Origin of the sequence: Tenacibaculum aestuariivivum (assembly GCF_964507685.1) — a bacterium.
Lineage (GTDB): Bacteria > Bacteroidota > Bacteroidia > Flavobacteriales > Flavobacteriaceae > Polaribacter > Polaribacter aestuariivivum.
Window position 1 is genome coordinate 768,351 of sequence record NZ_OZ208414.1, and the last position, 25,759, is coordinate 794,109.

Annotated in this window: 14 protein-coding genes; 4 read left to right on the forward strand and 10 right to left on the reverse strand. The window is 31.2% G+C overall.

Annotation, left to right across the window (positions count from 1 at the left end; all coding sequences use genetic code 11):
* Nucleotides 1-33: 33 nt before the first annotated feature.
* Both ACN5J4_RS03245 and ACN5J4_RS03250 read right to left on the reverse strand, forming a co-directional pair.
* A complete protein-coding gene (locus ACN5J4_RS03245; protein WP_418650735.1) occupies nucleotides 34-999 on the reverse strand; it encodes an MlaD family protein in 966 nt (321 codons plus the stop codon).
* 62 nt (nucleotides 1,000-1,061) lie between these two features.
* Nucleotides 1,062-2,156 (reverse strand): N-acetylmuramoyl-L-alanine amidase, encoded by a 1,095-nt coding sequence (locus tag ACN5J4_RS03250; protein ID WP_418650736.1) that lies wholly within the window; start codon nucleotides 2,154-2,156, stop codon nucleotides 1,062-1,064.
* 94 nt (nucleotides 2,157-2,250) lie between these two features.
* Here ACN5J4_RS03250 and ACN5J4_RS03255 point away from each other — a divergent pair, with 94 nt between their 5' ends.
* Both ACN5J4_RS03255 and ACN5J4_RS03260 read left to right on the forward strand, forming a co-directional pair.
* Entirely contained in the window at nucleotides 2,251-4,947 is a 2,697-nt protein-coding gene (locus ACN5J4_RS03255) for a putative LPS assembly protein LptD (RefSeq protein ID WP_418650737.1), read from the forward strand.
* Between the two features lie 31 nt (nucleotides 4,948-4,978).
* Nucleotides 4,979-5,359, forward strand: a complete 381-nt coding sequence (locus ACN5J4_RS03260) for a Rid family detoxifying hydrolase (RefSeq protein WP_418650738.1) — start codon at nucleotides 4,979-4,981, stop codon at nucleotides 5,357-5,359.
* A 77-nt stretch (nucleotides 5,360-5,436) separates the two neighbouring features.
* Here the strand turns inward: ACN5J4_RS03260 and ACN5J4_RS03265 are convergent, their stop codons facing one another.
* The 7 genes from ACN5J4_RS03265 to pfkA all read right to left on the reverse strand — a co-directional run bounded on the left by ACN5J4_RS03265 (nucleotide 5,437) and on the right by pfkA (nucleotide 21,682).
* Nucleotides 5,437-7,557 (reverse strand): OmpA family protein, encoded by a 2,121-nt coding sequence (locus ACN5J4_RS03265; RefSeq protein WP_418650739.1) that lies wholly within the window; start codon nucleotides 7,555-7,557, stop codon nucleotides 5,437-5,439.
* Nucleotides 7,558-7,568: 11 nt separating this feature from the next.
* Nucleotides 7,569-8,519 carry a type IX secretion system membrane protein PorP/SprF gene (locus ACN5J4_RS03270; protein WP_418650740.1) on the reverse strand — a complete coding sequence of 317 codons (951 nt, stop codon included), beginning with the start codon at nucleotides 8,517-8,519 and terminating at the stop codon, nucleotides 7,569-7,571.
* 10 nt (nucleotides 8,520-8,529) lie between these two features.
* The gene (locus ACN5J4_RS03275) at nucleotides 8,530-17,688 is read right to left on the reverse strand and encodes a gliding motility-associated C-terminal domain-containing protein (protein ID WP_418650741.1); all 9,159 of its coding nucleotides are present in this window, start codon (nucleotides 17,686-17,688) and stop codon (nucleotides 8,530-8,532) included.
* A 61-nt stretch (nucleotides 17,689-17,749) separates the two neighbouring features.
* On the reverse strand, nucleotides 17,750-18,139 hold the full coding sequence (locus ACN5J4_RS03280; protein WP_418650742.1) for a hypothetical protein: 390 nt from the start codon (nucleotides 18,137-18,139) through the stop codon (nucleotides 17,750-17,752).
* A 21-nt stretch (nucleotides 18,140-18,160) separates the two neighbouring features.
* Nucleotides 18,161-19,300, reverse strand: a complete 1,140-nt coding sequence (locus ACN5J4_RS03285) for a hypothetical protein (protein WP_418650743.1) — start codon at nucleotides 19,298-19,300, stop codon at nucleotides 18,161-18,163.
* A gap of 374 nt (nucleotides 19,301-19,674) precedes the next feature.
* Entirely contained in the window at nucleotides 19,675-20,667 is a 993-nt protein-coding gene (gene gap, locus ACN5J4_RS03290; RefSeq protein WP_418650744.1) for a type I glyceraldehyde-3-phosphate dehydrogenase, read from the reverse strand.
* 31 nt (nucleotides 20,668-20,698) lie between these two features.
* Nucleotides 20,699-21,682 (reverse strand): 6-phosphofructokinase, encoded by a 984-nt coding sequence (pfkA, locus tag ACN5J4_RS03295; protein ID WP_418650745.1) that lies wholly within the window; start codon nucleotides 21,680-21,682, stop codon nucleotides 20,699-20,701.
* Between the two features lie 127 nt (nucleotides 21,683-21,809).
* Between pfkA and ACN5J4_RS03300 the strand changes: the two genes are divergently transcribed.
* Both ACN5J4_RS03300 and ACN5J4_RS03305 read left to right on the forward strand, forming a co-directional pair.
* Nucleotides 21,810-23,537: a sodium:solute symporter family protein gene (locus tag ACN5J4_RS03300; RefSeq protein WP_418650746.1), complete on the forward strand. Its 1,728-nt coding sequence runs from the start codon at nucleotides 21,810-21,812 to the stop codon at nucleotides 23,535-23,537.
* Between the two features lie 28 nt (nucleotides 23,538-23,565).
* Nucleotides 23,566-24,447: a mechanosensitive ion channel family protein gene (locus ACN5J4_RS03305; protein ID WP_418650747.1), complete on the forward strand. Its 882-nt coding sequence runs from the start codon at nucleotides 23,566-23,568 to the stop codon at nucleotides 24,445-24,447.
* A 38-nt stretch (nucleotides 24,448-24,485) separates the two neighbouring features.
* On the opposite strand, the gene ACN5J4_RS03310 is transcribed toward ACN5J4_RS03305, so the two are convergent.
* A complete protein-coding gene (locus tag ACN5J4_RS03310; protein ID WP_418650748.1) occupies nucleotides 24,486-25,757 on the reverse strand; it encodes an MgtC/SapB family protein in 1,272 nt (423 codons plus the stop codon).
* Nucleotides 25,758-25,759: the final 2 nt, after the last annotated feature.

A 25,759-nucleotide genomic window follows, 5' to 3' on the forward strand; every position in this document is an offset into this window, starting at 1 on the left:
TGTATTAAATTTTGTTAAACTTTATATATAAGCTTATTTAGTACTTATGTTTTCATTATTGCTTTTTTCATTATAGGGTTTTGCTTTTTTACCAAATAACGAAAAATGAACAAATCGTTTTGGATTAAGCTTCATATCTCTTAAAAGCTCTTCCATTTCTTTAGAAGCATTGGCCAAATTGGTGTACATTTTATCATCTGTCATTAACTTACCTAATGTTCCTTTACCAGCTTTCATATTAGCCAACAAACTATTTACGTTAGCTAATGTTCCTTCTAACTTTTTAACTGTTTCACCTAAATTAGTTTTTGTTAAATCAGCTGATATTTTAGAGAAATTATCAGTAATTTTTTTAGTATTTTTAAATGTAGCGTCTAAATTTTCTTTATTATCAACAAGTAACTTATTTACAGATGTTAGCGTTTTACGAACATCGGTAATAGTGCCTTCTAAACCAATAATACTTCTATTTAAGCTTACCCTTGATTTTTCGTCTAATACTTGGTTTACACTTATTAATAAAGAATCTGCACCTACCAGTACATTTTGTAGTTTTGACTGAATAGGATTCAATTTTTCTCCTACTGATGAAAAAAGATCAGACTCTACAATACCTTTCAAGTAATCGCCTGAAACAGCCAACTCACCATCATATTTTGGAACAATTGCTAAATTTTGCCCACCCATTAAACTAGCCGAATAAATTTTAGCAATACTATTTTTAGAAAAATTAAAGTCATTATCTAAAGACACTTTTACTAGTAAAATTCCTTTTTTACCAGAGGTTGATTTAAATGAAATATTTTCTATTCTACCAACTTTTAATCCATTAATGGTTACTTGACTAGCTTCATTAAGTCCGTTAATATTTTCATATTCAATATAAAAATATCTATTACTCCCACTAAATAAGTTTTCACCTTTTAAAAAATTATATCCCCAAATAAATAAAGCTATAATAATAATAGCAACAATACCTGTTTTAAGTTCTTTTGACATATATAAAAATTATAGCACGAAAATACTAATAATTTCGAGAGTATATATAGATTTCCTTTAAATTAACGGTTTCTCAAGGCTTGCTTAATAGATATTTTTTGTCCGTCTTTAAAAGCTACCACCCAAGCGTCTTTATACCCTATTTTTTTAACTTTTGTTAACGTTTTTTTAATTTCTGAAAAACTTGAAGTACTTCCATAATAATATTTATAAAAATTATCTATAAATAAAGATTCTACGTTTTTTAACCCCTTAAATTTATTTTTATCTAAATATTTTTTAGATGCTGCTATTTGTACTTTAAATGCTACTGAATTATTTGTACTCACTGAGTTTTCACGAACAACAACCTCTTGCTTAACCGTATTTAACTTTAATCTATTAACATACTTTTTTATAGCTGTTGCTATTGCTTTTGCCATTTTTAATTGACCTGTTCTTGAATTTAAAAAACTTCCCTCTGTTTTATTAGACAAAAAACCTAATTCTATTAAAACACTTGGCATTACAGTTTCTCTTAACACCAAAAAGTTAGCCTGTTTCACTTTTCTGTCATATCTTTTAATGTCTTTAAAATTATTCTGCACAAAACTAGCTAACGACAAACTTGCGTCTAAGTTTTCTTCTTGTAAAACAGATAAGCCTATTAATGATTGGGGCGAGTTCGGATCGTAATCATAATTCTGTTGATAATTATCTTCTAATAAAATTACGGAGTTTTCTTTTTTTACAATTTCTAAATTTGCTTGATTACCATTAAGTCCTAACACATAAGTTTCTGAACCATGAGGTTTGGTTGAATTATTAGCATTACAATGTATAGATACAAATAGGTCAGCGTCCTTTTTGTTTGCTATACTTGCTCGTTTATGAAGCTCTACGAAAACATCCTTAGTACGTGTATAACTTACATTAATTGTTTTATCATTTTTTAAAATTTCACCTACCTTTAGCGCTAATTTAAGAGCTATTTTTTTTTCTATATAGGAACCCCTAGAAGCTCCATGATCTTTTCCTCCATGCCCAGCATCAAGTACAATATTATATTTTTTTTGAGCAAGTGAGCTTGTTGAAAACCCCAATAATAAAAATACTGTGGCTATAAATAAAAAATAAATTTTCAGGTGATTATATTTACGTAATTTTAGGAATTGCATCAATAAAATTTAACTATTTTTGATTTTTTAATTAGGCATTCAAATAGTACGCCAAAGTTTTTAAATATAACACAAAAATAGTATTTATAACACATTGCGAACAAATCTAACTCACATACTTTTAGTTTTCTATCTTTTTTGTTATCAAATTAGTATAGCTCAATATATTGATAAGCCAATTATCAATACTAAAAAAGCACAAAAAAAAGAATTTTCAACTACTTCAAAAGATACTTTAATTGATTTAAAAAAAGAATCATTACTTAATATAAAACAAAAAAGTACTGTAACCGATTCAATAAAACCTAAGGAGGTGATTGAAGGCATTATTACGCATAATGCTGAAGATTATACTATTCAGAATGCAAAAAATAAAACGATAACCTTATATAATAATGCACAAGTAATTTATACCGATATTGATTTAAAAGCTGGAATTATTATACTTGATTATAAAAATAATACCGTTTATGCTAAAGGTATAAAAGATAGTTTAGGGTACCATCAAAGACCCATTTTTAAACAAGGAACACAAGAATCTGAACAAGATTCAATTCTTTTTAATTTCAAAACAAAAAAAGCACTTGTATATGGTGTAAAAACTGTTCAAGGAGGTATTATAACTTATGCCGAAAAAACTAAACGAGTAAACGATTCTACTATTTACATGCGTAAATTACGTTTTACAACCTCTAAAAAGAAAATACCTGATTATTATATACAAACAAGTAAAGCAAAATTAGTACCTGGTAAAAAAATAATAGTAGGTGGTAGTAATCTTGTTTTAGCTGATGTACCTACCCCTATATATTTACCTTTTGCTTATTTTCCTTTAACTGATAAACAAACTTCTGGTTTTATAATTCCATCATGGGGAGATAGTAACAATCAAGGTTTCTTTTTACAAAATGGTGGGTACTACTTTGCTTTAAGTGATTATTTTGATTTAAGTGTTTTAGCAGATTTGTATACTAATGGTAGCTGGGGACTAGGAGCCGAATCTAACTATTATGTTCGTTATAAATTTAGTGGTAATTTTAATGCGCGTTTTGAAAACCTAATACAAGGAATTAAAGGCTTAAGTACCTATAGTAAATCATCAAATTTTAATATACGTTGGAGCCATAGTCAAGATACTAAATCGAGCCCTAACTCTCGTTTTTCTGCTTCTGTTAATTTAGGTAGTAGCACATACTATAGACAATCATTAAATGAATTAAATAATTCTCAGTTTTTAACCAACACCTTAAACTCATCTGTTTCATATTACAAAAAATTTGTTGGCACACCATTTAATGTAAATGTAACATTAGGACATTCTCAAAACACAAATACTGAACAAATAACCATGACCCTTCCTTCTTTACAATTAAATATGGATCGTATTTATCCGTTTACAGGTAAAGGTGGTGTTAAAAATAATCCTATACAAAAAATAGGGTTAAATTACAGCATGCAAGGTAAATATGAAATAAACACTACGGATAATGAGTTTTTAACTGATAAAATGTTTCAAACTGCTAAAAAAGGAATTCAACATAACTTAAGCGCAAATACAAACATAAAAGCTTTCAAATATTTTACCATATCACCAAGTGCTAACTACAAAGATGTTTGGTACTTTGATAAAATTAATAAAAGATACGACCCTAATGCTCTAAACACTAATAATAATTTAGGTGCTGCAGTAAACGATACAATAAGTGGTTTTAATCGTTTTCATGACTATAGTTTTTCAGCTTCATTATCTACAAACATATACGGAACGTTTAACTTTAAGAAAGGTCGATTAAAAGCAATTAGACACACTATTAGACCTTCTATTTCTTATGCGTACAGGCCTAATTTTGCTGAAAATTACGACCTACAGGTACAACAAAATTTAGATCCTACTGATTTACTTACCTACTCACCATTTACAGGAGGTATTTATGGCACACCTGGTAGTGGAATCTCTAATTCAATTGGTATTTCTGTAAATAATGTTTTGGAAGCTAAAATGGCTCCAAAAGATCCTAATAGTGATGAAGATGATAAAAAAATAACATTACTTAATAACCTAAACTTTAGTACTAGGTACGACATTACTAAAGATAGTATTCGTTGGAGTAATGTTTCTGTTAGTGCCGGAACACGGTTATTTAAAGACAAATTAGCTTTAAATGCTAATATGTCTTTAGACCCTTATCAAATTGATAAAAAAGGAGCTCAAATAAATAAATTTAACACTAATTTATTTAGAGTAGAAACAGTAGGTGTTTCAGCAAACTACTCATTATCTAGTAAAGACTTTCAAAAGGAAAAAGAAGAAGATAATAATAGCGGTAATGGAGCTCAAAACACTCCTGATTTATTTGGTCAAAACACCTCATTATCTAATGATTTTTCTAGTAACATAAAAAACAAACAAAACAACGAAGAAAACCAAACAAAAGAAACCGAATTATATAAAACTAAAATTCCTTGGACACTAAACCTAACTTACACCATGAGTTACTTCAATACAGGTTTAAAAAGTGGTATTGGAGGAAACTCTTTAATGTTTAGTGGTAATGTAGAATTATCACCTAAATGGGGTGTTGGTTTTAATTCAGGATATGATATTAAAGATAATGGTTTTACACATACTCGTTTAAACTTTTCTAGAGATTTAGATAGTTGGCGTTTAAACTTTGGATGGACACCTTTTGGACCAAGAACTTCCTATAACTTTTTTATTGGAGTAAAATCATCTGTATTAAGTGATTTAAAATGGGATAAAAACAAACCACCAGATAAAGTATTATTTTAATTATTAAAACACAATTTTAAAACTATAAAAAATGAAAAAAATTATTACTACAGATAAAGCTCCAGCTCCTATTGGCCCATATAATCAAGCTGTTTTAAGTGGAAACACCTTATATACTTCTGGTCAAATTGCTTTTAACCCTGAAAATGGAGAATTAGTATTAGATACTATTGAAATAGAAACAAAACAGGTAATGGAAAACATGAAAGAAGTTTTAGCTGCTGCTGATATGACTTTTGAAAATGTGGTAAAAACTTCTATTTTTATTTCTGACATGAATAATTTTAGTAAAATAAATAGTGTTTATGCTAAATATTTTGATGAAGCAACTGCTCCTGCAAGAGAAACTGTAGAAGTTGCTAATTTACCAAAATTTGTAAATGTAGAAATTAGCATGATTGCTATTAAATAATAGCTTTTATTTTAATAAAAAAGAGTTCTGAATTTAAAAATTCAGAACTCTTTTTTATTAACTTTTATTTATTTTAATTACATTTTTACAATAATAAATTCAGATCTTCTATTAAATTGGTGTTCTGTTTCAGAACAACGAACTCCATTTGAACAATGATTAATTAAACGAGTTTCTCCATAACCATTTGCACTCTCAATTCTGTTAGCACCAATACCTTTACTTATTAAATAATCTCTAGTTGATTTGGCTCTTCTGTCTGATAAACTAAAATTACTTCTATCAGAACCTCTAGCGTCAGTATGAGATTCAATTTTTATAACCATTTCTGGATATTCTAGCATTAAAACAAGTATTTTATTTAATTCAATTCCAGCATCATTTCTAATAAATGATTTATTTAAATCAAAATAAATAATATCTATTTTAATTTTTAAAACACCTCCTTCTTCTACTATAAGTCTATTTAATGTTTTTAAACCTAATTCAACTATGGTTTCTCCATTTTCTTTCTCTGTAATAACAGGTTTTACTTTTAATCCGTAACCTGTTTTTGAAGCTTCTACTCTATATTTTGTATCACAATTTAACGTCGTATTGAACCTATAAGCTCCACCAATATTTGTTATTGTTTTTTCTAACTGGTTACCTTTTTCATCAAATAAAACCATCTTTACATTTGAAATTCTTTCACCTGTAATAGTATTAGATACATGACCATTTATTGATTGCTCACACAAGGGTAATTCTTCTTTTATAATTGGCAAAGGTATTAGTTTTTCAATAGGTGGTGTTCTTACAAATGAGTAAATATCATCATCTCCTTTACCTGAAAGCCTGTTTGATGATACATACCCTGTATTTTTAGCTTCTTTAATAATAAATGAAAAATCATCCATTTTACTATTTAAAGGAGCTCCTAAGTTTATTGGATTTTGAAAAATATTTTCGGTTATTTCACTCTGAAAAACATCTAATCCACCAAGCCCCAATAAACCATCAGAAGCAAAATAAAGATTATTATCTGTTATATAAGGAAACATTTCTCTACCAGCTGTGTTAATTTTTTCTCCTAAATTTCTAGGTTTTGAATATTTAACATAACTACTATCTTTTTCTTCTTCATAACCTTCAATAATATCAACAACAAAAATATCTGTGCTACCTATTGATCCAGGCATATCAGAAACAAAATACAATAATTTTCCATCAGTACTTATTGTTGGATGACCTACAGAATAATTTTCGCTATTAAAAGGCAGCTCTTTTACATTTTTCCAATTTTGAGTACTATCTTTTTCTGATGTAATTAAATCGGCAGTATATAATTTTAAATGATTTGTTCCGTTATCGTCTCTTCCTAATTTTCCATCATAATTATTTCTTGTAAAATATACCTTTTTATGATTAGGTGTAAAAGCTAGTGTAGCTTCATGATATCTTGTATTTAAATTTTCTGAAAACTCTCCATTTTTGTATACGTCAGATTCTATTTCATTTGGTGTACTAATAAACATATTTAAAAATGGTTGTTCATTCCAATGATAAACTCTTGTATGATAATTTGATGTATCAATAGCTGATGAGTAAATTAATTTATCTTTATAATACATAGCTCCAAAATCAGAGTTTTCAGTATTTATTGATAAATTTTTCAACATAAATTTAGGCTCTATATTTAAAATATCTTCTACAGTAATTTCTTGCTGATTAAAATTTAGGCTTCTATCATCTTCTTTTTTTACTTTTTTAGAAAATTCTTTCATCCACCTCTTGGCTTCTCTATATTTACCTATTCCTTGTAAACTATGCGCATATCTAAATAGATATTCAGAATTTACGGTTGAATAAAAATTAGAAACTAGTTTTTCATACCATATGGCGGCATTTTTCATATCGGTATTAAAAAAATAAGAATCTCCTGCTTTTTTTAATATTCTTAAATAATCTTTATTTCTTTCTTGGCTAAAAGATTTTTTATTTTTTTCTAATTGATGAAGCTTTGCCTCGTACAAACTTGCTGATTCTTTATACCACATTTGCTTAAACAACTTATCTGCTTTAGTTGTTGAACTTTTAACAGATACTTGTTTTTTAAATATGCTATCGTTAGCCTGTATTGAATCTATCTTTATATTTTGTGCGTAAGAAAAACTAATGGCACATATAATTATGATTGCTGTAATTATTTTTTTCATACTTTAGTTTTTTAAAAGAAACGTGGCGATTTTAATTGTTGTTCTTTAGTTATTAATTCAAAACGTAACATTATTTCATGTGTTCCAGAATTAAAATCACCTAAACGTGTTGTTGTTAAATCATAAGAATATCCTAATAAAAGTTTTGGACTTAGTTGAAGTCCTAATAAACCACTAAAAGAATCATCCCAACGGTAAGCTACTCCTAATCGTAAAGATTCATAAAACATAAAATTTGCTGATAAATCTACAATAACAGGTGCTCCTGTTACAAACTTTCCTAAAAAAGCTGGCTTGAATTTTATGTTTGATGTTAAATCAAATACCTTACCTCCTATTAAAAAGTAATGTAATCGTTCTGTTGTAACATCATAATTATTAGTGCTAAAATTATTTCTATCAAAAGTATTTTCTCTTAAAAAATTAGGCACCGACAATCCTATATAACTTTTATCATTACGCCAGTATATACCAGCTCCAATTGTAGGTAAAAATTTATTATTTATTGACGCAACATCAGAATCTTCTTGAAAACCATCAAACAAATCAACATTTAAAAGTCTTCCTCCTAACTTCATTCCAAAGGAAAGTTTATTTTTATTATTTAGCTTTATCGTATAAGATAAATTTGCATCTAAATAATACTCTTTTGAAGGTCCTAAACGATCATTTACAAATGAAACTCCTAAACCTAAATTGCTACCTATTTGAGATTCTATACTTAATGATTGTGTTTGTGGAGCTCCATCTAACCCAACCCATTGAGTTCTATGTAAAGCCATAACTGATAAATGACCTCTTGAACCTGCATATGCTGAGTTTACAGATAATGTATTATACATATAATTTGTATACTGAGGGTCTTGCTGAGCATTACAATTTATAGTAACCAAAGTTAAAGTAACTATAAATAATATTTTAAGCTTTACAAACATTTTTATTTTTTTAATTGATTTTTTCATAGTCCAATTTTTATCTTGCTAAATATACCCATCCAGATTTTGGAGCAGATCCATCACCTAAGTCTAATACATAATAATAAGTACCTACTGGTAATTTTTTATCTTTACTTAATACTGCTCTTCCGTTTGATATTCCTTTAAACGTATTATCATAACCATTTTTTGAATAAACTATATTACCCCATCTGTTATAAATTTTTAATTTGTTATTTGGATAATTGTTTATACAATCAATATAAAACACATTGTTTTTATCATTTCCATTCGGAGAAAATTTCTCATGTATTTTTAAACACTTAGGTGCTATTGTTACATTACCAGAATCGTTTGTTACATCTGTATCAATTTGATCTAATGATTGTAATAATGCGGTATTTACATAATCATCAACATCAAGTACTTTTACTTTTATTTCTAACATTTCTAAAGAGTTAGCAACTACTTCTGGAATACTCCATATATGAGTTTCATGATTATAACTACCCGCTGTAGCCACTGATGATATAAACTCATAACCAGCTGGTAAAACTTCTAATACCTCTATTGTTGTTGCACTTAAGTTTCCATTATTAACTGCAGTAATTGTAAAGTTAATAACATCTCCTATTGCTGGACTTACTATATCTACTGTTTTTTCTATAGCAATATCAGTAGTTGGCGTATTTATAACGATACTTGTTTCGTCGTTTTCACTTTGATCTCCATCATCATTATCAGGAGTACTATTCGGATCAAATTGATTTGATGCTACTATTTGAGCTATATTTAAATACTCTCCAATTTGCTCAGTAGGTATATTAACTGTGGCTTGATATGTAATTGTTGTTCCTGTTAAAGGAATATTTAAGTTAGACCATAATATATTATTATTGTTTAACGTACCACTATTACTTATAGCTGTTACATTACTATACCCTTCTGGTATAACATCAATTATAGCTACTCCTGTGGCAACATTAGGCCCGTTATTATTTACTTGAAGTGTAAATGTTACAACTTCACCTACATTAGCATTCGTATTACTTACAGATTTTATTAAACTTAAATCAGCTATTCCTACTAAAACAGTAAAACTAGTTTCATCATCATCTAATATTCCATCATTTAAATCATCAATAATACTTCCTTCAGTAACATTACTATCAGGGTCTATTTGATCTGTACTTATAATTTCTGCTGCATTTACAAATTCATTTACAACATTAGCAGGCGAATTAACAGTTACATCTATAAATAATGTTTGAGAACCTGTTGCAGGTATATCATCAACTGTCCAAATTCCAGTATTTTTATTATAACTACCCGAAGTTGCACTAAATTGTTCATACATAAAACCTACTGGTAATAAATCCATAACTTCTACATTTGTAGCATTATCTGGCCCTGCATTACTTACCGTTATTTGGAAACGTAATTCATCTCCAGGTTGAGCATTTGTGATGCCTCCTACTGTTGTTTTAGATATTGATAAATCTGCTACCTTTTGTATTGGTGTTGTAAAAGCTTCAGCATAATCATCTTCTTTAATAATTCCATTATTTGGTGTTGAGTCATTATCAACAACATTAGCCCCTGTTACTTCTGCGGTATTTAAATAAACTCCTGTCGGATTAACTTCAACATCTATCAATAATGTTTCTGATGCGCCATTTATTAAACTACCAACCATCCAAACTCCTGTAACTTCATTATAAGTTCCTGCAGATGAACTAAAAGTTAAAAAGTCATATCCTGAAGGAAGAAGGTCTGTTACTTGAATACCTGTTGCAGTTTCTGGTCCATCATTAGTAACTGTCAACTTAAAAGTAATTTCTTCGCCAACTAAAGGTGTTACATCACCATCTACAACTTCTTTTGTTAATGATATATCTGCTACTGATATTACTGGAGTTACGATTGCATTTGCTTCATCGTCTTCACTCTGGTCTCCATCATCATTATTTGGCGTAGAGTCCATATCAAAAACATCAGATGCTATTACTTCGGCAACATTTAAATAATCTCCTGATGCATTTACTAAAACATCTATTAATAATGTTTCTGTTGTTCCACTTGCAATATTTCCTACAGTCCAAAGTCCTGTTGATTGATTATAAGAACCTTCTGTTGAGCTAAATAATACAAAGTCATAACCAGACGGTAATAAATCTCTAACCTGAACTCCTGTGGCATCTTGCGGTCCATCATTAGTTACTTTTATTTCAAAAGTAATTTCTGTTCCTATTAATGGTGTGGTATCTCCATCAATAACAGATTTTTCTAAACTTAAATCTGATACTGATATTACTGGAGTAACAATTGCATTTGCTTCGTCATCTTCACTCTGATCTCCATCATCATTATTTGGCGTAGAGTCCATATCAAAAACATCAGATGCTATTACTTCGGCAATATTTAAATAATCGCCTGATGGATTTACTAAAACATCTATTAATAATGTTTCTGTTGTTCCGCTAGCAATATTACCTACAGTCCAAAGTCCTGTTGATTGATTATAAGAACCTTCTGTTGAGCTAAATAATACAAAGTCATAACCAGACGGTAATAAATCTCTAACCTGAACTCCTGTGGCATCTTGCGGTCCATCATTAGTTACTTTTATTTCAAAAGTAATTTCTGTTCCTATTAATGGTGTGGTATCTCCATCAATAACAGATTTTTCTAAACTTAAATCTGCTTGCGCTATTACTGGCGTTACACTAATCTCATCATCATCTGAAATACCATCTCCATTATCATCAACACTTGAATCTTCACTTGGATCACTATCAGGATCAAACTGATCACTGCCTGTAATCTGTGCTGAATTCGTATAACTGATACCAACCCCTGGTGCATTTACCGTAGCCTGATAGCTTACACTAATGCTTCCAGTGGTACTTGGAACAGTTAAACCTGTCCATAAAATACTGTTTAACGTAGCAATACCGCCATTATTTATAGTACCTAAACTGTATCCATTAGGCAGTAAATCTGAAATCATAACGCCTGTAGCAACATCAGGTCCAGTATTGGTAACCGTTAAGGTAAAGGTTACCGTATCGCCTACATTTGGACTCGAATCACTTATCGTCTTTAAAATACTTAAATCAGACGTTTGTGGTAATACTGATATACTATCCTCATCATCATCACTAATTCCATCGCCATTATCATCAACACCTAAGCCTGTTGTTGGATCACTATCTGGATCAAACTGATCACTTCCTGTGATTTCTGCCTCATTTAAATATTCGTTAACAACTCCCGTTGGTGCGTCTACAACGGCTTCAAAACTTAATGTTATAAATCCTGAACTTGGAACATTCAATCCTGTCCAACTTACCGTATTGCTTGCGATAACTCCTGGTACGCCTCCAACTATATTTGTGTTAGATAGCCCGCTATAACCTACTGGTACAACATCTGATACACTTACGCCTGTAGCTGCACTAGGACCATCATTACGTATCGTTAAAGTAAAGGTTACGGTATCACCTACATTTGGTGCTACAGTACTTACACTCTTCTCTAAACTTAAATCTGCTATTTGTGGCGTGATTAATGAAGCTACTTCATCATCTTCACTCTGATCACCATCATCATTTCCTGGTGTACTATCTGAATCAAATTGATCACTTCCTGTGATCTCTGCTATATTATTATAACTTACGCCAACTCCTGGTGATAATACTAATGCGGTATAAGTTACTTCTAATGTATTACTTCCTATAGTAGACGATACATTTAAGCCTGACCAATTTATGACATTACTTGTCTGAAGTCCGCCATTATTTACAGTAACAATTTGTAAGCCGTTTGGAACTGTATCTGATACTGAAACTCCCGTAGCATCACTTGTTCCATCATTAGTAATGGTTACCATATAGGTAACTACATCGCCTATATTTGGGGTAAGATTACTTGGTACTTTGCTTAAAGATAAATCTGCCTGAGCGGGAACAACTGTTTCAGAATCTTCATCATCCTCACTCTGATCGCCATCATCATTTCCTGGGGTACTGTCTGGATCAAACTGATCACTGCCTGTAACCTGTGCTTGGTTTAGATATTCATTTGCCGTTCCTGTTGGAGGGTTTACGGTTACTTGATAGGTTAAATTTAAACCTGTTAAAGCTACTGTTAAATTATCCCAATTTATCGTAGTAGCTCCGGTATTATAAACACCTCCATTTGCGATACTTCCTGGTACCAAACTATAACCAACTGGTAAAACATCCGATACACTTACTCCTGTCGCAGCATTTACACCTCCATTACTTAAAGCAACCGTAAAGGTTAAGACATCGCCTACCTCTATATTATTGGCGTTAACATCAACAACACTTTTTAATAAACTTAAATCTGATGTTTGAGGAGATACACTAAAGTCGGTATCATCATCTTCATCGGTAGTACTTTGAGCAACCGTTGGATCACTATCAGGATCAAACTGATCACTTGCCGTAATTTGAGCTACATTCTTATATTGATCCGTGGCTCCGGTTGGCGCTAAAACGGTTGCCTCATATGTTAAGGTAATTAATCCGCCACTTGGAATACTTAAATTACTCCAACTTGCGGTATTAACTGTTTTGGTTCCGCCATTATTAACCGTTCCTAAAATATAACCCGCTGTTGGTAATACATCGGTTACTGCAACGCCTGTGGCAACACTTGGCCCTGCGTTGTTTATCGTTAATTCGAAAACTAAAACATCGCCTACATTTGGAGTAGCGCTTCCACTTGATAATCCTTTACTAATACTTAAATCTGCTTGCGCTATTACTGGCGTTACACTAATCTCATCATCATCTGAAATACCATCTGATAAATCATCTACACTTCCATCTGCACTTGGATCACTATCTGGATCAAACTGATCACTGCCTGTAATCTGTGCTGAATTCGTATAACTGATACCAACGCCTGGTGCATTTACCGTAGCTTGATAGCTTAAACTAATACTTCCATTGGTACTTGGAACGGTTAAACCTGTCCATGAAATACTGTTTAATGTAGTAATACCTCCATTATTTATAGTTCCTAAAGTATAACCATTTGGTACTAAATCCGAGATAACAACGCCTGTTGCAACATCGGGTCCAGCATTGGTAACCGTTAAGGTAAAGGTTACCGTATCGCCTACGTTTGGACTTGAATCACTTATAGTCTTTAAAATACTTAAATCTGAACGCTGTGGAATTACTGCAATACTATCTTCATCATCATCTGCTATACCATCACCATTATCATCAACACCTAAGCCTGTTGTTGGATCACTATCTGGATCAAACTGATCACTGCCCGTGATTTGTGCCTCATTTAAATATTCATTGGCAACTCCTGTTGGAGCAGCTACAACGGCGTCAAAAGTTAACGTTATAAATCCTAAACTTGGAACACTTAAACCTGTCCAACTTACTGTATTGGTTGCGATAACTCCTGTTACGCCTCCAACTGTATTAGGGTTCGATAGCCCGCTATAACCTACTGGTACAACATCTGAAATACTTACGCCAGTAGCTGCACTAGGGCCATCATTACGTATCGTTAAAGTAAAGGTTACGGTATCACCTACATTTGGTGCTACAGTACTTACACTCTTTGCTAAACTTAAATCTGCTATTTGTGGCGTAGGAGTACTTACATTACTTTCATCATCTTCACTCTGATCGCCATCATCATTATTAACAATACTATCTGGATCAAACTGATCACTGCCTATAATCTCAGCAATGTTCTTATATTCATTTACAGCACCAGAAGGTATATTTACACTTGCCTTTATTACAATAGATGCTCCAGAGTTTGTAACATTACCAACATTCCAAACACCTGTTATATAATTATAATTACCTCCGCTATTATCACTTAAATATGTGTATCCTGAGGGTAATTTATCAGTAACAAGAACATTTGTTGCTGTTTCTAAATCTTGATTTATTACGTTAATTGTAAAATCAACTATATCTCCAACATTTGCTGATGTTGGAAATACTGATTTATTTAAAGCTAAATCAACCGATTGAATTGTTACTGTAGCTGTTGCTTCATCATCATCTAAAACACCATCTAATAAATCATCAACATTATTATCTTCCAAAGGACTACTATCGATATCAAATTGATCTGATGCTGTAATTTGTGCTTTATTAACATATGGTCCTGTTAAAGCAACTACTGCTTTATATATTAAAGAAACTGTAGCACCACTGTTTATACTTAAATTAGACCATGTTATTTTTTTTGTTCCTAAATCATAAGAACCTCCAAAATTTGTACTTCCTGGAACTAAATCAAAACCAACAGGTAAGATGTCTTCAACAGATACACCTGTAGCATCGCCATTTGTAACTAAAGCATTATTATTAAAAATATTTATTTGAAAAGTTACTGTATCACCAACATTAGCCGATAATGGCGTTACTGATTTTGTTAATTCTAGATCAGCATTACCTTTTATTTCAACCGACACAGTATCTGAAACAGATGTACACACACCGTTTATTACTGTCCATTGAAATTCATAGGTACCAACAACAAGTCCTCCAACAGCAGTACTTGGATCATTAACATCTATAAAATTTGCAGAAGAAGGACCTGAAATTTGATTCCATACACCAACTTCTGGTGCCGTTGGTGTATTAGCATCTAAAACTACATTACTAAATTCTGCTAAACATTGATCTAAACCAGCATTAGCTGTAATTGTTTCTCCTAAAATATCTATTATAACAGAATCTGTAAATTCACATCCATCATTTCCTGATGTTGTAGTAGTCCAAATAAATTCATAAGACCCAGTTGATAATCCTAAAACTAATGATGCTGGATTATTAGGCGATGTAATATTTGCTCCTGTAGGGTTTGTTGCCGCTTGTGTCCACGTACCTATTCCACTTGTTAATGGAGTAGCTTGAAAATTTATTTGATCAACTCCACATAATTCTTGATCAGGACCTGCATTAGCCAAAGTTGGTACTTCATTATTAAATGTTACCGAAATTGTATCTGAATTAGAGGTACATGGCCCATTACTAACCATCCATTCTAAAACATAAGTTCCTAATTCTATATCAATTAAACTAGTAATTGGATTATTAGGGCTATCAATACTTGTTACAGGCACTATAGCAGCAGGTGTAGCGCTTCCTTTAGGTGTAAAAGACACAATTGACCATGTTCCGATTCCTACTGGTGAAGGCACTGAATTAATATCAAAAACTGCTGCCGTTGTATAAGTTAATGCACAAGCCGCTAAATCATCAGAACCTGCATTTGCAACACTAGGTGATTCATACATTATTATACGTACTGGATCTGCTAATTTTTCACATACTCCATTCTCAAAAACCCACTCAAAAACATATAAACCTGGTGTATTTACATTATCAACATTTGTTATTTGTGAATTTGGGCTTATAATAACTGGTTCAGGTGCTGTTTCTGGCTTAAAGGTATTTATCCAAGTTCCTGTTCCTGAATTAGGCGTATTTAATGCTGATAAAGTTATTTGATTAGCAACTGCTAATTCACTTAAACATAAATGCTGAGGCGCACCTGCATCAGGTGCTGGACCAGGAACTTCATCTATAGTTATTTCTATATCATCACTTGTTGTCGAACAACCAGCAACACCAGCAACAGTATAACGAAGTATATAAGGTATTACATTGGGTGTTAATTGTACATTAGCTGCGTAATCACTTATTGGAGTAATTGCTCCTGATGTAGGTGAACCTGGTGCATAAGACCAAGTACCTATTGTATTTTCTGTACCCTCTAATAAGACATTTTTAACATCACAAAAAACCATGCTATTAGGACCTGCATTAGCTGGAGCTTGAACCTCTATAGTTATTTGACTTTCTGAAACTGAACAGCTATCATTTAAGTGATCTAATTTTTTTATTTGATAATTAAACACATAAGTTCCTGTTACAAGTTGATTTATTGATGTTGATTGACTATCTGGTGATATTATATTTGGAGTATTAGGTGCGCCTGATAATAATGTCCATGAAACTTTTTCAGTAAAAGGATCAAAACCACTACCTGTTAATGTAATATTATTATCACAAATTGGACTTGCTAATGGCGTTATTGATGCATTAGAAACTGGCAAATTTACTTCAATTACTACAGTATCGGAGTTTGAACCACAATCTCCAGCCTCTACCAACCATTCAAAAGTATAAGTTCCGCTTAATATAAAATTTATAATTGTATTCGGGTTATTTATGTCTGAAAAAGAAAACCCTCCTGGTCCTGAAACATAAGACCATGTTCCTGAAGCGCCTGCTGACATTGTTGCTGACATTATTGCCATACTTGAACAAAGTGCTAATTGATCCGATCCAGCTATCGCTGTAGGTATGTCTGCTATATTTATAGCTACCTTATCAAAAGTAGGTGAACATCCGGTACTAGGGTCTTCAATTGTCCATATAAATGTTGCTAAACCTGGGCCTAAAATAGTAACTTGTGAGTTAGGATCATTAGGGTTAACAATAACTACATTTGTTGCCGATGTTGTCCATGTTCCAACTTCTGTAATCTCTAATGGATTTGTTGAATTAGCTGAAAGATTAAAAAATGTCTGAGATACAGAAAAACAACCATCAACTCCGGCATTAGCTACTGTAGGACTTTGCACATTAGAAGTACTAACAACAACATCATCAAAATTACCTAAAGAACAGCCCGTACCTGGATTTGTATAGTCAATTGTCCACCTTAATGTGTAGTTTGTATTACTACTATCAAAACCTGTAACTACTGCTTCAGGATCATGAATATCTGAAAAAACAATAACATCTGATACTGATGGATTACTTGATATATAAGACCATGTACCTTGCTCTCCTGTTGATGGTACACTAGCTGTCATATAAGCAGGAGAGCTTACACAAATATCTTTATCTACTCCGCCTAAAGAATTAGTTAAACTACTATTATTTACATAAAGAGTTACAAATGATTCTGATTCAGGACAATTAATACCTCCACTCGTTCTATATCTAAATTTATATTCCCCTGAAACTAAACCACTAACTGTAGGTTGTGCTATAAATGAATTAGGAAAAAATGTAGCTGTATTAGGACCACTTATCTGACTCCAAGAAGTTGTATTTCCTATATCAGGTATATTACCTTGTAAAACAAATGAATTAGTACCACATGGCAAATTTATACTTGTTCCTGCGTTTGCTTGTGTAGAAGAAGTGGATACTGTTATATCTATACTATCAAACCCATCTGTACAGCCTATAGGTAATACCCCCCCCTTGACTTCTTATAAATTCTAATGTATACACACCTTCACTTGGTAAATCTAAACCATCTGTTATCATATCTATTTCAATAGAAACAGGGTATGTTGCCGTTGGACTTATGGTTGTTAAATACTCAGGTGGCCCACTAACTATATTTACACTATTATAACCAGACCCTGTTGTTACAATGTTAAATGAAAAATTGTTAACACCACAAGCACCTACAATATCATTTCCTCCATTTGCTATAATAGTTCTATTCGCACCTCTATATCGTATTCTATAAAATTTAGAAGTATTACAACCTGTTTCACTATTCCTTATTGTATACCTAAATATGTAAGGGGCATTAGCATTACTCAACCCCTCAATAAAAGCACTAACTCACGTTACAGGGAAAGTCGTAGAAGTCGTAGTTGGAATTACAACAGCTCCCGCACCTATTTCATCTACTTGTTCCCAAAAAACCTCTTCATTCGCAAAAGTTGGCACCAATCCGTCTAAAGTTATACTACTAGTTCCGTTTGCGCATAAGAAAATTTCTTCTGTTTTAGAATTAGGAAATGTTGTTACATCTTGAGACGCTGGAGGCACTTCAATTATCATTGTATCTGATGCTGATGAGCATGGTCCCACTGTGGTCCATTTTAATATATATGAACCCTCTATTAAATTTGAGGCTGTGGTTTCAGAATCATTCTTATCTTTAAAAATAGGAAATGAAGGTCCACTAACAAAACTCCAAGTACCTTGTTGACCATTTAATAAACACCCTCCATATGTTGCAAATAAAGAAGTTGATTGTGTTGTTGTATAACAATTTCCTAATTCTTGATCATTACCTGCCGAAACAGGTGTTACTCCTCCTAAATTAGTTATATTTATTTCTGATCTAGATGTACATCTTAAACCTGGCGAGTATTCTTGACCATTAATAACCCAGGCAATTGTAGTAACCCCACATGATGTACTTGGTATTGTTAGAGTGGTTATTGATGAATTAGGAAAATCAATTGTAAGTCCTGCCGGATTATCAGGCGTAATAATTTCCCAAGTACCTACCTCCCCACTATGTAATGGTGAATTAGCTATCACTGTAATATTACCTTGAGTATCTGGACAAAACTCTAAATCCTGACCAGCATCTGCTATCGTTATAGGCTGTACTGTTACGGTTTTATCTTGATATGATTCTACTCCGTCTCCACAAATTACAGAATACCTAAATACATATGTATTACCTGGTGAGTATCCTAAAACCTCTGTTACAGGGTTATTAGGATTTACAATAACAACTGTCGACCCACTTAATTGTTGCCATAATGTATTACCCTGAATAGGGCTTGGAACATTTCCTGATAAAGTCAAATTATCATTAATACATATTACTTCATTAAGTATTCCTGCGTTAGTAGAACAATTTTGCGAAAAAATATTAGTTGAAAATAAAGTAAGTATTAAAATAAAAAAAACAAGTACTTTACTAAAAGTCATATTAAAAAGTAGGGGGTATTTTTTTTTCATATTAAAATTTTTATTAAAAAGCATTTATTCCAATTGATTTTTTTTACTTAAAACAATATAATTTTACACCAACAGAACAACACCCAACTACTACAAGTAAAATGGAGGTATATTTTGTTTAAAAAAACATTTAAAATTAAATATCAGGAAGTTACAACACCAAATTAATTAGCATACATATAACTGATAAGTATATATTTTAAGTTTATTTATAGCAATTTATTAAACTCAATAAAATAGCAATATTTATTTCATTTTAAATAAATATTGCTATTTTATTCATTAAATTTAACATTTCTTTCACTTTTTTTTAAAAAAACAAAAAAACCTACTAATCGTAGGTTTTATTTTATATAAAATTTTTAATATTAAATTTATAAAGCTGCTGAATACTCTAACAAATCAACAATTTTTGTAGCATAACCAAACTCATTATCATACCAAGAAATTACTTTAAAAAAATTTTCATTCAGCTCTAAACTTGCCTTAGCATCAATAATGGAAGTTCTTGTTTCTGAAACAAAGTCTTGAGACACAACCTCATCTTCAGTATATCCAATTATTCCTTTATATTCATTCTCTGAAGCCAATTTTAATGTTTCCATTATTTTTTTTAACGATGTTGCTTTTGCTGTTTTAAACGTTAAATCTATTAAAGAGACATCTGCTACAGGAACACGAACAGCCATACCTGACAACTTTCCTTTCATAGCTGGAATCACTTTTGTTACTGCATTTGCAGCTCCTGTTGATGTAGGAATAATATTATTAACTGCTGAACGACCTCGCCTCCACTTTTTATTAGGCCCATCAACAGTATTTTGTGTAGATGTAGCCGCATGTACTGTAGTCATTAACCCCTCAGTTAATCCGTAAGTATCATTAATAATTTTCACTAACGGAGCTAAACAATTTGTAGTACAAGAAGCATTAGAAAAAACAACTTCATTTGCTTTTAAATCTCTATGATTCACACCCATTACGTACATATTAGCATCTTTTGAAGGTGCTGAAATAATTACTTTTTTGGCACCTCCTATTATATGTAACATAGCTTTATCTTTATCTGTAAAAAAACCTGTTGCTTCTATAATATATTCTGCTTCGACCTCATCCCATTTTAAATTTTCAGGGTTTTTATCAGCTGTAATTCTAATAACTTGCTCGTTTACAACTAAGTTTCCATCCTTAACTAATACATCACCATCAAAACGACCGTGTACTGAATCGTACTTTAACAGATAGGCTAAATACTCTACATCTAACAAATCATTAATGGCAACTACTTGCACATTTTTTCTTTTCATGGCAGTACGGAATGCTAACCTCCCTATTCTACCAAATCCGTTAATTCCTACTTTTATCATTGTTTAACTATTTAATATTCTTAATTCAAATTTATGTAGTCATAATATCAGAAACTCTTAAAAGTTCCATATCAATATTATTATGACCTTTGATTGCTTTTTCTAAACCTGTTGTAATAACATTATTATTTTGTAACCCAACCATTAAATTTGTTTGCCCATCTAATAATAACTCTACTGCTTTTACACCTAATTTACTTGCCAAAACTCTATCAAAACATGAAGGAGCTCCCCCTCTTTGCATATGCCCTAAAACAGCAACTCTAACTTCATAAGTTGGCATATTTTTTTCAACATAATCTGCTAATTCAAAAACATTTTTACCTGTTTTGTCTCCTTCAGAAACAACTACAATACTAGATGACTTACCTGTTCTACGACTTTTCTTTAACGATTCTAACATACGCTCTAATCCTAAATTTTCTTCAGGAATTAAAATTTCTTCAGCTCCTGCACCAACCCCTGCGTTTAAAGCTATAAAACCTGCATCTCTACCCATTACCTCTACAAAAAAAAGTCTATTATGTGATGATGCTGTGTCTCTAATTTTATCAATTGCCTCAACAGCAGTATTTAAAGCAGTATCATAACCTATAGTATGAGTTGTTCCAAAAATATCATTGTCTATAGTTCCAGGAATACCTATTATTGGAAAATTAAATTCTTTATTAAAAACCACTCCACCTGTGAAAGAACCGTCTCCACCAATAACTACCAATGCATCTACCTTATGCTTTAATAGGTTTTCATACGCTTTTTTACGCCCTTCTTTTGTTCTAAAATCGTTAGATCGTGCCGTTTTTAATACCGTACCACCTTTATTAATTATATTATTGACACTTCTTGCTGTAAAAGGTACTAAATCATCCTCTATCAAACCTTGATACCCTCTGTAAATACCCATACATTCTGCACGGTAATAAGCACAAGTTCTTACAACAGACCTTATTGCTGCATTCATTCCTGGAGCATCTCCTCCAGAAGTCATAACTGCTATTTTTTTTATTTTCCCCATAAATTATAGTATCAAATTTACTCATTTTTGATGATTTTTTCATAAAATATAAAATCATTTTTGGAGTTTCATTGAAATTTAACGTATCATATTATTTAACTACATTTAGCCCTTTAAAATATAATATATGATATTAACTAATATTGACTATGCTATTATTATCGGTTTTTTTATAATCTCTCTACTTATAGGTATTTGGGCTTCAAAATCTGCAGGAAAAAATAGCACTGAATTTTTTTTATCTGGAAGAAATATGCCTTGGTGGCTACTAGGTGTTTCTATGGTTGCTACTACTTTTGCGGCTGATACTCCTGGTCTGGTTACTGAACTAGTTCGTAAAAATGGTGTTGCTGGTAATTGGGTTTGGTGGGCAATGTTACTTACAGGAATGCTTACTGTTTTTTTTTATGCCAAACTATGGCGAAAATCTGGAATTACTACCGATTTAGAATTTTATGAATTAAGATATTCAGGTAAAATGGCAGGTTTTTTAAGAGGGTTTCGAGCTATTTATTTAGGTGTAATTTTTAATATTATTACCATGGCAGGTGTGTGTTTAGCTGGTGCTAAAATAGCCAACATTTTATTAGGAATTTCACAAGGAGAAATGTTACTATACTCCTCTATTATTGTAGTTATATACTCTTCATTAGGTGGATTAAAAGGAGTTTTACTTACAGATTTTGTTCAATTTATACTAGCCATGATTGGCTCAATTTGGGCAACGGTTTATATTGTAAATATGCCCGAAATAAATGGTTTATCAAACTTATTAAGCCATCCTAATGTAAGTGGAAAATTAAATATGCTTCCTGATTTTTCAAATACTGAATCATTAATTACCTTATTTATAATTCCGTTTGCCGTACAATGGTGGAGTACTTGGTACCCTGGTGCAGAACCTGGTGGCGGAGGGTATATAGCTCAACGAATGTTAGCTGCCAAAGATGAAAAAAATGCTACTTGGGCAACTTTATTTTTCAATTTTGCACATTATGCGTTACGTCCTTGGCCTTGGATTATTGTCGGACTAGCTTCGTTAATTATCTTTCCAAATTTAGATAGCATGAATCAAGCATTCCCAAGTTTATCATCAGAAATGCAAGGACATGATGTTGGATATGCTGCAATGATGACCTATTTACCAGCAGGTTTATTAGGTATTGTATTAACTTCTTTAATAGCTGCTTTTATGAGTACTATTTCTACGCAATTAAATTGGGGTAGTTCATATTTAGTGAATGATTTTTACAGTCGTTTTATTAATGAAGAAGCTTCTGAAAAACAAAAAGTAGTTGTTGGCCGAGTTTCTACAATATTGTTAATGTTGTGCGCTGCTTTATTTTCATTCTATTTAAAATCAGCAAAAGATGTGTTTGATTTACTTTTACAAATTGGAGCAGGAACAGGTTTATTATTTATTTTACGATGGTTTTGGAGCAGAATAAACCCATATAGTGAAATTGCAGCAATGGCTATTTCATTTATAATTGCACTTTTCTTTTTTATCAACAGAAAATTAGATAATCCATTTTTTGATATTGCTGGACATTGGCAATTAATTATTGGAGTTGTTATAACCACTTTTGGATGGGTTTTAGTGACTCTTTTAACACAACCTAGTGATACCGAAACTATTAATAAATTTGAAGCCTTAATTTTTGAGGGAGAAGATAAATTTAAAAATATTGGTATAAAAATAATCGGTTTTATTACCGGAACCATTGGAGTGTATAGCTTTTTATTTGCTACCGGAAATTGGATTTATGGTAAAACATTTTTAGCTTTAATTTTATCTGTAATAACCTTATTTTGTATTTATATTTTACATAGAATTTGGAAATATATTTCGTGATTAAAAACACATCTAATATAAAAATTTAATGAAACCAGATTTAAAAAAAATTTTTAGCGATTATTTATCGGAAATAGCAACGCTACTACCTAATATTATAACTGCAGTTATTGTTTTAATTTTTGCGGTATTTATAGCAAAAATAACTACTAAAATTATAGAAAAAACAACACAAGAAAAATGGAAAGACAAACTTTTGTCTAACTTTTTTTCTCAAGGTATAAAATGGTCTATTTATTTATTTGGAGTTGTTTCTGCTTTTAGCATAATGGGCTTTGCTAATATAGCAAGTACTGTTTTTGCAGGTGCCGGTGTTGGAGCTATTATTTTTGGTTTTGCTTTTAAAGACATTGGAGAAAATTTTATATCAGGAATAATTTTAGCCATAAAACCTCCTTTTGATATAGGCGATATTATAGAAATACAAGGTAGTAAAGGAACCGTTAAACAATTAGATTTACGGATGACTCATTTAAAAAATTCTGACGGAAAAGATATTTATGTACCTAATTCATATTTATTAAAAAACGCTCTTATAAACTACACTAAAGATGGTTTTTTAAGAATTAATTTCATTATCGGTATTGCTCCTGAGTGCAGTATTGAAACCACTAGACATCTAATTTTAAACTATTTAACAAATCAAAAAGAAGTTTTAAAAGATCCTGAATTTAAGGTTACAGTACAAGAATTAGCAGAGTACACAACAAATATTCAAGTTCATTTTTGGATTGATTTATTAAAAAATAAAGAATTAGCTGAACATTACCTAGGCAATACCATTCGTGGAAAAATACTTACTGAAATAAAAGATATTTTAGATCGTAATAACATTGAAATGCCTTCTAAAGTTATTGAACATAAAATGTATAGACAAAATACTTTTCAAGTTACCAATACAAATAATTAACCTATTATTAAAACCGTACCTTTACTAAAAGGTACGGTTTATAAATTATTTATAATAATATTTATAATTCCTACCAAAATAACACCACCAAACACATAACTTACATATTTACCTGCATATTTTGACCCTTTAAAATAAGTTATACCTAACTTAACTAGCATATTACTTAACGTTGCTACAATAATAACAGATGATGCTAATGATAGCTTGTTTTCATTTAAAGAAAATTTTGCCATACTTATTGTAATTGCGTCTGTATCAGCCAAGCCCGCTATAAATGCTGAATAATATAAACCTGATTCTCCAAAAAAATGATTACTATAAAAAACCGCAAACAAAATTAGCAAATAAACAACTCCAAACCCTAGAGCATTTAAAAAATTTAAAGGATTTCCTAATTTAATATTTGTGTTAGGATGATGATTATCATTTCGAGTTAAAATAAAAGTTGACACCACACATACCAAAGTCAAAAAAGCAAAAGGAATAGCAATGTGCTTTAAAATTTGATTATTAAAAATATAAGATACAAAGGCTAGTCTTGGAAACATAATTGCAGAAGCTATAATAATACCTGCACTATATTTTTTAGACAACTCTGGTGCGTCTTTACTTCTAGAAGCATAATTCCAAGCAACTGCTGTACTTGAAATAAGCCCACCTAAAATTGCTGTTATAATAATCCCTTTTTTAGAACCTACAAATTTTACTAAAAAGTAACCAATAAAATTTATAAATGATACAATAACAATAATAGACCCTATTTCAAAAGGGTTTATAAGCTCATTAGGACCAAAATTTTTATTTGGTAAAAAAGGAAGTATTAATAAAGCAATTATTGAAAATTTTATAAAAGCAAAAAGTTCTTCAGAAGTTATATTACTAATAACCAACCTAAATTTTGTTTTTAAAGATAATAAAGTTACAATAATAACAGCCGTAGCTACAGCTTCTCTATACAACGTTACCGAAACCATTATACCTAAAATACAGGTTGCTATTAAAGCTAAATTAGTAGTTAGCCCTTGCCCATAAGCTTCTTTTTCTTGCGAAAAATGATAAAGCGCTAAAAACAAAATAAAACACCCTAAACTAAGCACCACTAACCAAAGTGAAAATTGTTGTGCAAGGCTACCTATTGAAAAACCAATAATACTAACAATAGGAAAAGTTCTAATACCTGCAAAACCTTTTTCTTGAAGCCTATCAAACTCTCTTTCTAAACCTATAATAAGTCCTAAACCCGTAGCTATTAAAACCCCAAGCATGTAAGGCCCAATCAACTCTATAAAGCTATAAGATGTTTGCATAT

Bases quoted from the DNA above. Each gene is read 5' to 3' on its own strand.
- ACN5J4_RS03245 (WP_418650735.1), bottom strand. From the start codon at position 999: ATGTCAAAAGAACTTAAAACAGGTATTGTTGCTATTATTATTATAGCT.
- ACN5J4_RS03250 (WP_418650736.1), bottom strand. From the start codon at position 2,156: ATGCAATTCCTAAAATTACGTAAATATAATCACCTGAAAATTTATTTT.
- ACN5J4_RS03260 (WP_418650738.1), top strand. From the start codon at position 4,979: ATGAAAAAAATTATTACTACAGATAAAGCTCCAGCTCCTATTGGCCCA.
- ACN5J4_RS03265 (WP_418650739.1), bottom strand. From the start codon at position 7,557: ATGAAAAAAATAATTACAGCAATCATAATTATATGTGCCATTAGTTTT.
- ACN5J4_RS03270 (WP_418650740.1), bottom strand. From the start codon at position 8,519: ATGAAAAAATCAATTAAAAAAATAAAAATGTTTGTAAAGCTTAAAATA.
- ACN5J4_RS03285 (WP_418650743.1), bottom strand. From the start codon at position 19,300: ATGAAAAAAAAATACCCCCTACTTTTTAATATGACTTTTAGTAAAGTA.
- gap (WP_418650744.1), bottom strand. From the start codon at position 20,667: ATGATAAAAGTAGGAATTAACGGATTTGGTAGAATAGGGAGGTTAGCA.
- pfkA (WP_418650745.1), bottom strand. From the start codon at position 21,682: ATGGGGAAAATAAAAAAAATAGCAGTTATGACTTCTGGAGGAGATGCT.
- ACN5J4_RS03300 (WP_418650746.1), top strand. From the start codon at position 21,810: ATGATATTAACTAATATTGACTATGCTATTATTATCGGTTTTTTTATA.
- ACN5J4_RS03305 (WP_418650747.1), top strand. From the start codon at position 23,566: ATGAAACCAGATTTAAAAAAAATTTTTAGCGATTATTTATCGGAAATA.
- ACN5J4_RS03310 (WP_418650748.1), bottom strand. From the start codon at position 25,757: ATGCAAACATCTTATAGCTTTATAGAGTTGATTGGGCCTTACATGCTT.